Genomic DNA, 15,534 nt, shown 5'->3' on the forward strand with positions numbered 1-15,534 from the left:
TTTCTCCTACAGTGTAAAAGAACCCCTGAATATCTTCTTGTTTAGGAATGCTCCAATTTGTCTATTCGTACAGCCAAGAGATTAACTCTCATATGTATTCGTTGCATTGTTCCATTTTGAAGATCGGAAGAACGAGAAGAGGAACTCCCCAGTCACATACCTCATGGGTAGCTGTGCGTTTCATTCTCGCCCGATTTCCACAATACAGATATTCACGATCCATACTTCTCCTTGAACTCAGCCAGCTCAGCTTCCTCTTCTATCAGTAACCATCCAATCTCCTTGAGCCAAACACCCATATCTGTAATAAATTCCTCAGTATTCAAATGCGCTATCTTGTACTTCTTTATCTTTTCACTCAAAAAAGTATAAAACGCATGGCTTAAGGCATGTCGCTGTTTGCTTACGCTCCAGGTCTTGTACTGGTCTTCACTCACCGTTTGATCAAAATAGATGACCTTCTCCGCCTTCACATGCCTGACGCTGGATTTACGTCCATAATCGTCAGGCAGGCAGCGGAATACAAAGTACAATTCAATATCACACAGAGCATACTTGTCGGCAGCTCTTTCAAAAACGGGCTGTAATTCATTTGATAGCTCCGCAACCTTGGTCAGCCCTGAAGTATCTGTTGTTTTGCCCAGAATCATAGCGTGCCCTCCTTATTCACTGCAAAGAAGCTGATTCCCGTTTAATGCGCTCTCTGTGCTTTCTATTCGAAATCCGCATATTCATTAATGGTATGATAAGGAAGACAGCAGGCAAGATCGTAGAAGATGACCACGATTTAATGCTATAAAATACAATAAATATCAAAGCAAGCCAAGTCATAATTTCTAAAATTTCGTATTTCGTCAACGTTACTTTAAACCCTTTTTTGGATATCAAACGGATTAAAAAATAAGCAAGCAAACTATAAAAAGCAAACATGCCGAGCAAAGCAAGAGCAACCAAGAAAATCATCATTCTGTATCACTCAATTCTCATTTTTTCCTTAATTTTACTATAGAAGTAGAGATATGTCTCCTCAAGTTGGTTGGCCTTGCTCTGGACCGCCCGAACACTCGTCACTTTCATCTATCTCTCAACCCTCTGCAAGCCTTTACTTCTCTTCCGTCACTACCGTTGCATTATAGATCACAATACGTTTGCCGTTCAGGTCAAACAGCACCTTGTTTCCATACTCGGTATCCTGCACATCGATCTTGCCTTCATAGGTCTGGATCAGCTCACCTGAGCTGCTGTACACCTTCACTACACGCTCCAGCCCTCCGGCATTATTGGATCTCATCGTTTTGAGTGCGCGCTCACCAGAAGCTGTATTGAAATACCAGATAAATGATCCAACAATAATGCCCAGAACGGCCAGCACCGTCAGCCACATCCCTGTTTTTGCTTTTCTGCTCATCCTGCCCCTCCTTCACCTCTTTGTTTCTGTACATTACGAGAACGAAGCGAGTACGGTTTCAATCATGCATATGCTCAGCTGCTCTGATTCACTCTTCTACACTCTCCGTTATGCAAAATAAAACAAAACAGAGGCCCTCATCATCGAGGAACCTCTGCTTCGGCTTTTGCTACAAACCATGGCATACAGACTTCATATAAGACTGTGCACCAAGTCTTATTAAGCCTCTCTCTTACAATGAACGGATGACAAATTCGAAGCTCAACTCACCATTGGAAGGAATTTGGTATTCCGGATGTACCGGAGCGCCCCAGCTGTCGTCACCGCCAACACCCATTTGTTTGCCGGCTACGGTCACTACCGTGTAGTGAACGGGCGGTAATTCATATACATGCTGCGCATTCTCCAGCTCAAATGCTGTATATGGTGACACATTCAGTTCAACCGGCGCGCCGGAAGCTTCGATCTTGAACCCACGTCCGGCATTGTCCGTCAGCTTGGCCCAGCGTACGCCCGTGCGGTTACCAGACTCCTGTGGTACAAGATACGGCGCCATCGTGTCCGCTACTTTGCTGCCATGGATGCCCAGACGTGCACCGAATGCACGATCGGAGTAGTTCTCCTCTGGTCCCATCGCCAGCCATTCCACATTTACATAGTCTGGAGACGTTCTGAACGAAAGAGCGTGGATTGGCAGGTTTGGCAGGCCCTCGGTGCCTTTGTACGTGTTATGCACATGTACACTGCCATCTGCAAGCACAGTATAAATCACTTTCACCTCTACATCTGCGGAGATGTTGAGCTTGTAAGTGAACTCAATGCGGTATTGATCCGGTTTCTGTTCATGCTTCCATTCTACACATCGCGGCAGCAGGCTGGCAGCATACCATGCGCCAAGCTCAAAGCCCATCGCTGTACCCTTATCATTGTCTGTCGTTGCACGCCAGAACAGTGGTGCGGGCGGGATTGCAATCGTTTCGCGTCCAGAGAATTTCAGGGAAACCAGTGTTCCAAATTGCTTGGAGAACAGAGCATGCGTTTGACCGATGCGAACACCGATGTTTACGTCACCTTCAACCACTTGTATATTGCTCACCAGATTTTGATCCACAGCTACAGCCGTTTGTTTGCCTTCTTGTGTGAAAACAAACTGTCCAAAGGCAACTTCCTCGCCTTTTTCTGCCCATAAAGTTGCTGCTTTTAATACAAACGCGGTATTCACTGCATATTCCCCACCAGCAAGAGATTGCACATCAAGAGGAAGTTTCACAACGGTCTCGCTTTGTGGGCCCACGTTTACCTCCAGCGTTCCACGCAGCACTTCTTGACCTTCACGATCCAGACTGTATACCAGTTCGAATTCAGACGTGTCCGCAAACAAATTACTGTTAACGATTTTCACACCTTCCCGATCCGGGAACAGCTTGATGTTTTGGTACAGGAATTTGACTTCCTGCATCTTGGCAGACACTTTGCGGTCTGCGTGCACAATGCCGTCTCCACAGAACGAATAGTCCGAAGGACGATCACCGAAATCTCCGCCATAAGCAAGGAACTCTTTGCCGTAACGATCTTTTTTGAAAATGGCTTGATCAATGTAATCCCAAATGAAGCCGCCCTGGTACATCGGATACTTGTCTTCCAGCTCCGTATACTTATGCATACCGCCAATGGAGTTACCCATGGCATGCATGTACTCACAGCTGATATATGGTTTTTCCGGATTCGCATTCAAGAATTCCTCAATGTCCGCCGGTTTGGCGTACATGCGTGATTCCATATCACTCGTCTCGTTGAAACGACGATCGTGGAACACACCTTCATAATGAACAAGACGTGTAGGATCAGCCGATTTGAAATATTGCGACACTTTATTGATCACTTCACCACCATGGGACTCGTTACCACAAGACCAGATCAGGATGGACGGATGGTTTTTGTCCCGCTCTACCATCGACACCGCACGATCCATAACAATATCATGCCACTCTGGACGATCACCAGGAATAACCCATGAAGGCTCAACTGCACCCAGTTTCTGCCATGATCCGTGCGTCTCCAGGTTCATTTCATCAATCACATACAATCCATATTCATCACACAATTCATACCATAGGCTTTGGTTTGGATAGTGAGATGTACGCACAGCGTTCATATTGTTTTGTTTAATCGTCTTCACATCCCACAGCATGTCTTCCTTGGTCACAGCACGTCCGCGACGCGGATTAAATTCGTGACGGTTTACCCCTTTGAAAACAATGCGTTTACCGTTGATGTGCATCACTTTGTCGATCATTTCAAATGTACGGAAGCCAACGGCCTGAGGTACAACTTCCAACAGCTCGCCTGCTGCATCATATACTTGAATGTACAGACGGTACAGGTAAGGAATCTCCGCGCTCCACAGGTTTACTTTGCCAATCTCCTCACGAAGACTCACCAGACCATTGGTAACTTCAATCCCACCAAATGTTTTCACCGTGTTGCCATCAGCATCCCGCAGTTCAGCCTTCACTTTGGCTCCGGCAGCGGCTTTCCCTTCAAGCTTGAGATCCACGTTTAACGTACCATGGGTATAAGACTTGTCCAGATCCGTCACAACCCGCACATCGCGAATATGCGCAGCCGGCACAGTATACAGATACACATCTCTGAAAATGCCGGAGAACCGCCAGAAATCCTGATCCTCCAACCAACTGCCTGTGCTGCGTTGATACACTTCCACAGCTAGTTTATTCTCTCCGTCCTGCAGGAATGGAGTCAGATCAAAATCGGATGGCGTAAAGCTGTCTTCCCCGTATCCGACGAACTGTCCGTTAAGCCATACATAGAATGCCGATTCTACCCCCTGAAACGAAATATATACCGGACTGTTCTGCCAGCCTGCTGGCAAATGGAATGTGCGAATATAACTGCCTACCGGGTTTTGGTCCTGCGGTAATGCAGGTGGACGCAGATCGTTTAATCCATCCCAAGGGTACTGGGTATTTACATATTGGATCTGACCATATCCTTGGAGCTGAATATGCCCCGGCACTTCAATATCATCCCAACCTGCACTGGAGAATTCCTGCTTATAAAAAGCTTCAGGGCGGCAATCCGGACGGATCGCATAATTAAATTTCCACGTACCGTTAAGGTTGTAGCGCATAGCCATTGCACCGGATGCTTTCGCTTCTTCCATAGTACGGTAATAGCGATGGTCCGAGTAAGCGTTAAGACGGTTTACTTCAAAAACGCTTACATCGCCCAGCCAGTTGATATCTGCATGTGTTGCTTTCATTCGGCTCTCTCTCCCTTTTGAAACAAATATATTTATTATTTATTCAGTACAGACGCTTGTTTTCCTTTTCCAAAAACCACAAACAATCCTTGACAAACAGAAAGGCAGAGGCACGCCTGCGGCGGCCTCCACTCTCATGCGGGAATGAATGTTATTCCATTATTTCACAGAACCAACCATTCCGGCGACAAAATGTTTCTGCATAATGAAGAATACGATTGCTGTCGGCAGCGTGGCAATAACGATCGCTGTCATAATTACGCCATAATCTGGAGCGTATCCCGAACCGAGATTGGAAATAAGCAGCGGAATCGTTTGTTGGTCAGGCGTTTGCAAAACAATCAGCGGCCACAGATAGTTGTTCCAGCTGCTCATGAATGTGATAATCGCGGCTGCTGCGTATGTGGTTCTCATCGTTGGCATGTAAATCTTCAGGAAGATTCCCAGCTCGCTCAGTCCATCAATCCGTCCAGCTTCCAGCAGATCTTTAGGGAACATTTTGGTGTTCTGACGGAAGAAGAAGATCAGAAACGCTGTCGTAATGGTTGGCAAAATGACGGATGCCATGGTGTTGATCCCGATGACCGGTGTAACACTTGAGATCGTTGCAAACATACGGTACAAAGGCACCATAATCGCTGCAAACGGAATCATCATGGATAACAGCAAGATGTTGAACACAACATCACGCGATTTCGTACGATATACCTCAAAGCCATAACCTGCCATCGAACCAATCAGCAGAGCCAGAATCGTTGAGACAATGGAGATGATAGCCGAGTTCCCCAGAGCCTGCACCAGATTGGTCGAGTCAATCAGTTTGTTGAAGTTATCAAGGAAAGCCGAACCTGGCAGCAATCTGCCTTTGGTAACATCGACAGATGCATTTGTAGAGCTGACCAGCATCCAGAAAAATGGAAAAATGGATACAAAGGCGACGATGGATAGGAAGACGTAAGTGAAAATCCGTTTTGCTTTAGCTTTAGCCATTTTTATTATCACCTGCCACTTTAAACTGGATGATGGACAATATTATGATCAAAATTACGATGGAGTAAGAAACGGTTGCCGCATATCCGAAGTCCGGTGAATATTTGAACGAAAGGTTGTAGATATATTGCGAAATGGACATGGTTGCGTTACCCGGACCACCTTTGGTAATGTTCATAATCTCATCAAAGATCTGCAAGGTACCGATGGTCGATGTAATGGATGTGAAGAGGATAATCGGTTTGAGCAAAGGTACGGTAATTTTGAAAAATTGGGTGAATGCATTCGCTCCGTCAATTCTGGCTGCTTCATAGATCGATTGATCGATATTTTGAAGAGATGACAGATAGAAAATCATGTTATATCCGGTCCAACGCCAAGTGACGGCGATTATGATCGTAATTTTAGCCCAGAACGGGTCCGTGATCCATTGAATTGGAGTGCCGATGATGTGCAAGCCCAACAATGCCTGGTTCACCATACCATCCGGTGCAAACAAATATTTGAATACAACCGAGTACGCTACGAGTGAAGTAACACAAGGCAAGAAAATAGCTGTACGGAAAAAGCTGCGGAAACGCAGTGTGCTGTCATTTAGCAATACGGAAATGAACAAACCGAGAATAATCATTATAGGTACTTGAATGATCAAGTAAATGAACGTATTTGATAGTGCTGTACGGAACGTTGTGTCAACCAACAATCTCTTGTAGTTCGCAAGGCCCGAAAATTCAAGGTTGGCACCTTTGCCAGACTTGAATGATAAGAGCAGCGCTTGAATCATCGGATAGAAGTAGAAGGCTACAATTCCGACAACAGCCAGCAAAACAAAAGCCCATCCAGTCAAATTATTTTTCTTTTGGAGACTGTCTCCTGTATTTATGGCTTTCACAGTATGGCTCCTCTCTCTCCATGGAACATGGGTAGAACCTACAGAGCCTCTCGCCTTGTCCGGTTCAGCTTGCGCCAGACAAGGGAGACGGCTCCGATGTTACTTCAGGTTCTATAAGTTACCTTGGGTATCTTAGTTTAATTGTGCTTCAGCTTGTTTTTGTGCATCGGCTAGAACGTCATCAATTGCTTTACCGTTCAGGTACGCTTGCATTTCAACAACCAGAATGTCTTCAATTGCATATGTGTTACTACCGTAGTTTACATTTGGAATTTCTTTCGTCCATGCTGCAAAATCACTAAAGATTTTTTGACCACCGAAGAACTCGTCTGGCTTGTTGTATGCATCACCATTTACAGCCGGTTTGTACGTACCGATGGCACCAATGTTCGTCAACAAGTCTTGATACAGTTGTTTGTCAGAACCAAATGTTTTTGCCAGGAAGTCAGCTGCTTGATCTGCACCAGGAACGTTATTCATAACATACCAGGAGCTACCACCCAGGTTGGATGCGTGTACAGAGTTTGGTTGGCCAGCCAGTTTTGGCATTGGAGCTACAGCCCATTTACCGGATTGGGAAGCTTCTTGACGTACAGATGGTGAGAACCAGTTGCCTGTAGGAATTGTTGCTACGCTACCGTTATTGGCATTGGCAACGAATTGGCTCCAGTCAGAGTGCAATTTAACAATGTTGGCATCCATCATTTTTTTGTACGTTTCGAAAGCTTCTTTCAATGCAGGGTTACTGCTAATGTCAGGTGTCTTGCCATCTTCTGCAGTGTACCATTTGCCTGCTGTTTGGATCATCATGCGAATGATTCCAAGATCATTCGGGTCAAGAGACAGCAGCTCTTTACCTGTTTTTGCTTTTACGTCTTTACCGATTTGGATGTAATCATCCCAAGTGATGTCTTGCAAGTCAGCAGCCTTGTAGCCCGCTTGTTCCAGCAAATCCGTTCTGTAGTACAAACCTGCTACGCCAGAGTCAAACGGTACGCCGTATTGTTTGCCTTCATACGAAGTTGGTCCAATTTTGTAATCTGCAAAATCGGAAGCTTTGATTGTGGAAGACAAATCTTTGAACGCATCAGGATATGCACTCAGGAAGCTTTGTGAACGATAGTCCTCAATCAGAACGATGTTAGGAAGACCGCTGCTTGTTCCAGAGTTCAGGCCTGTATTCAGCTTCTGAATAATCGCATCTTGAGCATTCTCAATGATGTTGATTTTCAGATCGGGATTTTGTTTCTGATATGCTTCTTTTGCTGTTTCAAGTGCAGCAACGTTAAATGCTTTGTCCCAAGCCCAGATTGTGATCTCGTTTGTTTTTTCGTCACCACCGCTAGCCGTTTTGCCTCCACCACCGGATGAACATGCGGACAACAACAGGACAGTAGCGAGCATCAATACCCACATTTTTTTCAAATCATTCAACTCCCCTTCAACCTCTTTGTGTGTAATTTGTTTGCGTTTTCTGAAAGCGGTTGCTTTCGATGTAATCATCTTATCATTCCCAAATCGCCATTCGTTAGTAATAATTTTGTGCCGATTTGTCATCTTATTGCCACAATGAAAACCTTTGCAGAAACCGCTTGCATTAATTTTGGATTATGGTAATTTCTTTTGAATTTGTACTCTCCCCATCTAAAATGTTTACCAATGATCCACTTTGCTTCATCCGATGGATATTATTTTGCATTAAAAAGAGCCCTCCTATTCTGCTACAATGCAGCGTTCGGAAGACTCTTTCGGAACGGTCTATAAAGATTCTCAGCACGTTGTGCCATTATTGAGTGATTAAAGGGAGCGTGACCGTCACTCTGGTTCCCTCGCCAGGCGTGCTCATGATCGTAACTCCATATGGCGTACCATAAAGCAGTTGAATCCGGTCGTGAACATTACGTATACCGATTCCACTAAACAGCTGTCGATTGTTCTTCGGATTGGGCAGCGACTCTCCCATGGAGAACCCCTCAATCCCGTCGCCATTGTCCATAATCTCACAGATTAGTGATTCACCTGCTCTTGACACCATCACATGAATCGTTCCTGTATCCTTCTTGATAAAGGCATGGAAGAACGCATTCTCGATAAAAGGCTGAATCACTAACTTGGGCACATGATAATGGGTACAATCCGGGGATATATAAAAAGCTGCCTTGATCCGTCCGCCGTACCTGACATGATTAATGAACACATAATTTTTTAAATTCTCCACTTCCTGCTCCACCGTGACCGTCTCGCTTACGTCGCTAATCGTATTTTGTAGGAGCGAGATCAATGCGTTGATGGTCTCGGCTGCACGATCCTTATTGCCTTGCTGTACCAATACCTTAACCGAAGCGAGTGTATTGTACAGAAAATGCGGATTAATCTGGCTTTGCAGAGCAGCAAGCTCCGCATTTCGTTGCTCACGTTGAGTCAACACCAGTTGATCCACATAATCATGCAGTTCGTCCAGCATGTAATTGTAAGCATGACTCAGTTGTCGGCTCTCATAGCTGCCACTGACCGGAATATAATTATCCAGATCACTTTTCGTAATATTGGACATCTGTTTCACCAGCCTGCGGAGCGACTTGGTAATCTGATTCGTAATAAGAAACACCAGCACAAGCGCTCCTGCAACGATAGCCGTACAGATGAGGACAATCGTCTTCATATCCAGCAGCTGCCCCATCGCCTGCTCCTTATCGACCACATTGACGATATAAAAGCGATAAATGGGTAAGTATTCCGACAGAACAACGCTATCTTGATCCATTACATGAGCGTTAACCCCTTTACTGTTATCATTGCTCATTTGTCTCGCATACGATAGCAGTTCCAATTGCCGAGTCCCGATCCAATCTTCCCGATTGGAGGAAACAATCTCCCCGTTTTCGTTCAGGATGACCACATCATTGCCCCTGCTCGTAAAGCTGCTGTAGAACTGACGGAACATACGCTCTCTCATCGTGACGTATAACATGCCATACATGCTGCCCTGGCTTCGATTGGTCAGCACTTTGGTCGCGGATATCATCTGCTCTGAACCCGAGCCCTCGTCGAGGCGATAATCGTCGAAAATCAATCGGCTGGGCAGCTTGGTCGCCTCCATCGTAATAGGCATCTGTTTCAGATCGTCGACCGACATGCTCAAGTGAGAACGATCGGTTGAATACGTGCGTCCGTTGATGCCACTGATCGTGATGCCCACCTCATACGATTCGGTGATGGTCTGAATTCGATCCATCGCCTCTCGCATATGATAGTAGGACTTCGCCATAGTAAGTGAATCGCCCTCACCTTCGGACAAAAAGCCGCGAATCGAGCCGCTCTGGCTTACGTTGTTGGCTACCGCTGCGATAGCATCATTAAAGGATTCAAAATTCGTTTTGATCTGGTTCAGCACTTTGGAATTGGTAATGCTGAACGTCTCGGTAAACAATCGGGTCGACATGTGAATGGTCGTCCACAGGATAAGTACCGACACGAGAACAATGCTGATCACCATAACCAGAAATAATTTTGGAAACAATCCAAGACGGGATAACGCATTGATCCATTTCTTCATCGTTTTGCCCTTCTGACTTCATGCCCAGAACTTGCGCCGGTATCGGCTCGGAGACAGTCCGGTAAATTTTTTGAACACCTTGCAGAAATAACTATGGTCTGAATAGCCCACCATGCTGCTGATTTCAGAGATTGTAACATGGTCCGATCGAAGAAGTTCCTCTGCCTTTTCAATCCGAATTTTATTCAAATATTCGTTAAAGCCTTCTTTTTTGTGTGAAGAGAAATAACTGGACAAGTACGATGGATTAAAATGAAAATGCTTGGCTACTTCGGCAAGTCCGAGCGGCTGATCAAAGTGCTCATGCATATATTCCAGCAGCATTTTCATATTTGGATCACTTCGTCGTCCGCCCTCTCCACTCGTGCACTCCTGCACCTCAGCCATGAACTGATCCAGTACGTTCATCGCTTCTGTCAGACTGGATGAACCATCAACATGTTTGAAATAGGCATACTTGCTCTCTTCCAACGCAGCAGACTGCACATCCATATCTGCCAGAGTAATGGTCACATTGAAGATCAGATTGCCCAGAAAGGACTTGATTTCAAACACATCGGCAATATAATCCCGTCCCAACGTAAGGGCATGCTCCTGCAAATATTCTCTTGCCGCTTCGGTTCGATTTCGCTTCACATGCTGCAAAAACATGTTCACATTGAACTGATACCCGGCAGGATGAAGAGGCGGAAGTTCGCTATACACCAGAATAGATCGGTCCTCATAATAAAAGCGATACTCCATGAGCTTGATCAGACGTGTTTGATATACGTTTCCCATCTCTTCAAATGAAGAGAAGCTGTCGCTAAGTACCCAACAAAGTCCACCCTGCCCATCCTTATTCTCGTTCGCCAACTCCTTGATCCGCTGCACCATCCATTCATCCTTGGCAGGCTCAACATTAAGGAGAACCACTGGCGAGGTTCCTTCGGCCGGAACGATTGCGCACTCCACGTCGGGGAGCAGATCACGTAATCTGGACTCCAGGTGCTCGTTATCCAGCTTGTGCACATGTGTGTGTGTATCCTGCGGCTTATATACGAGTAAGCGGAAGCAACGGTGGGGAAACGTCTCCCTTATCATATGCATCTCATTTTCCTCATCCAACGTAAATCCGGACAGCATCTTTTCCATCAGTTGTCCCAGCTTCCACCCATCATGTGAAGGCTCAAACTGCAATTCGGGGATTTTGCCAGCTGTACGCTGCAGTACTTGTAATAATTCATTGGTATCCAGTTTCGGTTTCAATATATAGTCTGCTGCCCCATTCTGGAGCGTTGAACGTACATATTCAAATTCACTGAAGCTGCTAAGAACGATAACCTCAATCTGCGGATGGCTGGCTTTTAACGTCCGTACAAATGTTTCCCCATCCATCACAGGCATCACGATGTCCGTAATGACAATATCCGGCTGTAATCGCTGTACCTGCTCAAGCCCTTCTTCCCCGTTGGAAGCTTCACCTACAATCTGAAAACCTTCAGCTTCCCAGTTCATATGGTGCTTAATGCCTTGCCTTACAAGAAACTCATCGTCAACAATCAGCACCTTACACAACCGGTTCATGACCCTTGACCCCCTTGTCTAATCTTTCATCTATGTCTGTACAGGTTATACCATTAATATATCGGATAGAATGGCCTCGCTGTGTTAGCGGTTACATTAACTTTAAAGTTTTGTACTTCTTTTTATATCTCAAAACGAACGTTTAAGCAATGGTAAGCATTTTGTATAAATCCAAAGAGCGTCTTTCAATAAGCAAGATATAGATCGAAATGCATTTATTCGTCTATGTCTTGTACCGGGAAGCGAAATGATTCGAATTATGCAAAATGCTAATGGAAACTCTCTTTAGTGTACACTATATTTCGACAAAATAAGAAGCCTCGGCCCGCCATGAATCATTTTGGCGAGCCAGGACTTCTTATCGATGCATGTTTAGATTAAGTCATACTTTCATTTCAAGTTGAAGTCTAAGGTTCAATCCCCCATTGAAGACTTCCGGCAATATATCCCGTTACCTTGGTCCATTCCGTGTAGGCTGTGTGACTTGGAGCAAACGAATAATCATCCGTCTGAGTGTAGTTGGTCCAGTCGGTTTTGGAGAAACGGGCTTGAATTTCAGTACTCTGCCCCGCTGCCAGTGAACCCGCAGAAGCCTTGAAGCCAATCTCCAGCACGGAATCTGCTCCGGTCACTGGGGTCGGCAGCGCACTAAAAGTGCCTGTAACATTGTCGTTTCCAGCTGTTGCCCAGTCACAGAAAAAGTTTTGGGTTTGAGCGCCATTGATCGTATAATAGTAACGAATTTTGACATCGGAAAGATTGATGGCCGAAGTGCCTGTATTCGTTAATTTAATCTTGGGATTAATGGAGTTCCCCGTTGCTGAAGTCGTTCCATTAAACATCTCAATTCGAATGGCTCCCGCGGGTACAGCTGTTGTGTCTTTGATCATCAGATTCAGGATCGCATCATTGCCTGCACTGAAATGGAAGGTTAACATTGCGCTTCCTTTGGACAACGAAGCCAGATAGGTTTTACTCAACACAACCTGATTGCCCGATACGGTATAATCCGTACCTGAAACCAGCGTTGTATTGCCATTCCGTATTGCGCTAAGGGTATTTCCGTTCAGTATCAACGTTACAGGAATATCTGACTGATTGCCTGTCTTTTTATCAAATTCCGCATTCACTGGTGTGATGGCTGAACTGGTCACCGGAGTCTCGCCTCCACCTTCTCCACCGCCATTGTTCCCACCAATACGGTCAGCATATAAAATGCCCCGTCCATTCGTACCCAGATACACTCTTCCATACAGACGTGGATCACCTGTAATCGTGGTCACACGTGCATATTGATGCTGATTATCGTTAATCCGTACCCAATTCGCCCCACCGTCATCGGAACGGAAAAATCCACGTGTTCCGTCGATCTTCGCAATTGTGTACAGCGCGACCACGTTCTGCCCAGGTGCCGCTTTACCAAAACCGATGCTGTCCGCTTCCTCCACATTCGCAAGCTTGGTAAAGGTCGCTCCTGAATCGTTGGAATGCCACAGACCATATGGCCCTTGCTCTTCACTGCCGCCTGCAAACCAAAGTTCACCTTCCTTACCTGGAACAGCGTCCAGATCCGCATTTCCTTCTACCGGAAGCCCGGTAGCCGCAGATGCAGTGAAGGAGGCACCACCATTGGTGCTTACATAGACTTTACCGACAGCAAATCCATAAAATTTGTTCGGATTCACCCGGTCAGAGATCACTTTTGCCTGCGCAGGTATACCTGTGCTCGCTGTCCATGAGTTGCCGCCAGTGGAATAATGCACACCCTTGTCTGACGTGCTCCATACAAGTCGGTTACCATTTGCAGAGATAGCTACAGTCCCTCCTCCGGTTGTACCGGCAGGCTCTGCGTTCGCCTTATACCACGTCGTTCCACCGTCGCTGGATAAACCAATGGATTTTGCATTCGGATCAGCACTGTAGTCTGCTTTCCCTACGCGAACCATGGTATTCGGACTTAACTCTGCAAAATCCAGACTTTCCGTAGAAGAGTAGTTTGGGCTGGTAAACATCGTAGCTGGTGCCTGATCCAGATCGTTATGACGGAATCCCGAGACATCCCCTACCCCACTTAACAAATGTGCTCCGCTTGGCGGGCTGATCAGATCCAGAACTGCGATCTCCTCGACCCCTTTGGCCATCACTGAAATATTGATTTTGTTGCCGTCATCCCAGTCTGTCAGATTTTTCGTGCCGTAGATGGTCGCACCTGTCCCATACATCATGCGGTCAGAGTCAAACGGATCTATCTCCAGATCCCCAATCATCCAGCCCAGCTTTGGAGAAACTTCAGGCGGTGCAGGATTCGTCCCGAAGGTCAACCAAGGAGCGGCCGAAATATCCTGTGTATAGCGCATTTTACGGTTTGGATATCCTTCAAATTCCCAAATGCGAGTCCAAGTAGCTCCACTGTCCGTACTACGGAACAGATTCGCGTCAGGCCACCAGGAGTTGAGGGTTGCTACCATCAGTGTACCCGGATGCTGAGCATCCACAGCCAGTCCGCCGTATCCAAAATAATTGTCCGAGCTGCTGCTTGGTACCGGACTAATGTTGGTCCATACCCCTGTCGTCGTATTTAATCTCCACAGGTCTCCCTTCTCTCCATCATAAGGGCCAGCACCATCGCTGTATGATATATAGAGATTTCCATTGGCATCCAGTTCCCCATGATGAGGCAAATAACCTGTAGGCTGTCCAGCAACAGCGCTCCACGTTGCGCCTCCATTCGTACTGCGATATATGCTTTGATTTTTGTCGGCTACCCCGACATAGATGGTCTGTGTTGCCTGTCCAGCAGAACCTGTTGATTTGTCAAACGTGATCCAGGAAAAACCTACGATATCACTGGTATACTCATTAGACGGGTCCTCCACATACGTGCCCGGATTCGGAAAGCTCGTTACTTTGTTCCAGGTTACGCCGTAATCCGTACTTTTCCAAAGTCCGTTGCCGCTACGTGCACCAAAATACAAAATGCTATTTTTATTCGGATCAACGGTCAGGCGTTCCCCCATGGAACGTCCCGGCATGTTCCCGCCGACTTTGAACGGAAGAGTGGTCGTCTGCCAAGTATCACCCCGGTCCGTTGAACGCAGTATGGAGCCGTTGTTTTTGTCCCATGAATTCGTGTACGTGCCAACAGCCATATACACTCGATTCGGATCAACCGGGTCTGTTGCCAGCGCATCGACACCGTTTTTGTTCCAGTCATCCCAGCCGACAAAATCGGTGAGCGGAATCCAACTCTCATTCGCAGGATTCCAGCGATAGGCTCCCCCGATATCCGTCCGGGCATAGATCAAATCCTTCTCTGACTCATTAAAAATAATCCCCGGCACAAAACCGCCGCCAGCTCCGGTTACGACATTTTTCCACTGGTATGAATCACTTGGAGCCGCATCTGTTGTTCCAGCGAGTACTCCCAGCGAAACTGCGGCCACGGCTACCGTCAAGCTCATCAACCGAAGCTTTCCCAAAAACGTTTTCATAATTACTCAGCCTCCTCTTCAATATGTTCATCGCATCCGGTAAACCCCGCTGTGTCATCATGTTGATGAAGTGCAGTGTCAGACATCTAATGCAGTGGAACAGGCAGCCAGCCCCACCTCCTCTCCATTTAATAAAACGCTTTCATAAATCAATTCGATAACCAAGGATTGGCTCAACCTTTCCATAAATAACATTCGATGGCAATACAAAAACCCCTCCTGCCCAAATTCTATTTTTTGTAATTTTTTTTACATCTCGCTATTGAGAACACAACAAAGGATGCTGTTTAAACCAGCACCCTTCTCCATTGATCCATAAATTATAAACGAAGAACAAAGTTCCAGTAA

Annotated in this window: 9 protein-coding genes; all 9 read right to left on the bottom strand. The window is 46.2% G+C overall.

What is annotated here, in order from left to right; all coding sequences use genetic code 11:
* Window positions 1-212: 212 nt before the first annotated feature.
* The 9 genes from HW560_RS27235 to HW560_RS27275 all read right to left on the bottom strand — a co-directional run bounded on the left by HW560_RS27235 (window position 213) and on the right by HW560_RS27275 (window position 15,186).
* Window positions 213-650 carry a hypothetical protein gene (locus tag HW560_RS27235; protein WP_179265176.1) on the bottom strand — a complete coding sequence of 146 codons (438 nt, stop codon included), beginning with the start codon at window positions 648-650 and terminating at the stop codon, window positions 213-215.
* Between the two features lie 452 nt (window positions 651-1,102).
* On the bottom strand, window positions 1,103-1,408 hold the full coding sequence (locus HW560_RS27240) for a hypothetical protein (RefSeq protein WP_090895865.1): 306 nt from the start codon (window positions 1,406-1,408) through the stop codon (window positions 1,103-1,105).
* A 232-nt stretch (window positions 1,409-1,640) separates the two neighbouring features.
* Window positions 1,641-4,691, bottom strand: coding sequence for a beta-galactosidase, LacZ type (locus tag HW560_RS27245; protein WP_179265177.1), 3,051 nt, complete (start codon window positions 4,689-4,691; stop codon window positions 1,641-1,643).
* 159 nt (window positions 4,692-4,850) lie between these two features.
* Complete coding sequence (locus tag HW560_RS27250; protein WP_179265178.1) at window positions 4,851-5,681, bottom strand: carbohydrate ABC transporter permease; 831 nt, start codon at window positions 5,679-5,681, stop codon at window positions 4,851-4,853.
* Window positions 5,674-6,573 (bottom strand): carbohydrate ABC transporter permease, encoded by a 900-nt coding sequence (locus HW560_RS27255; protein WP_090895858.1) that lies wholly within the window; start codon window positions 6,571-6,573, stop codon window positions 5,674-5,676. Before HW560_RS27255 ends, HW560_RS27250 begins: the two co-directional genes overlap by 8 nt.
* 132 nt (window positions 6,574-6,705) lie before the next feature.
* A complete protein-coding gene (locus tag HW560_RS27260) occupies window positions 6,706-7,998 on the bottom strand; it encodes an ABC transporter substrate-binding protein (protein WP_090902127.1) in 1,293 nt (430 codons plus the stop codon).
* Between the two features lie 361 nt (window positions 7,999-8,359).
* A complete protein-coding gene (locus tag HW560_RS27265; RefSeq protein WP_179265179.1) occupies window positions 8,360-10,129 on the bottom strand; it encodes a cache domain-containing sensor histidine kinase in 1,770 nt (589 codons plus the stop codon).
* 18 nt (window positions 10,130-10,147) lie between these two features.
* Window positions 10,148-11,695, bottom strand: a complete 1,548-nt coding sequence (locus HW560_RS27270) for a response regulator transcription factor (protein WP_179265180.1) — start codon at window positions 11,693-11,695, stop codon at window positions 10,148-10,150.
* A gap of 407 nt (window positions 11,696-12,102) precedes the next feature.
* A complete protein-coding gene (locus HW560_RS27275; protein WP_179265181.1) occupies window positions 12,103-15,186 on the bottom strand; it encodes a X2-like carbohydrate binding domain-containing protein in 3,084 nt (1,027 codons plus the stop codon).
* Window positions 15,187-15,534 lie beyond the last annotated feature (348 nt).

This window comes from Paenibacillus sp. E222, assembly GCF_013401555.1.
Lineage (GTDB): Bacteria > Bacillota > Bacilli > Paenibacillales > Paenibacillaceae > Paenibacillus.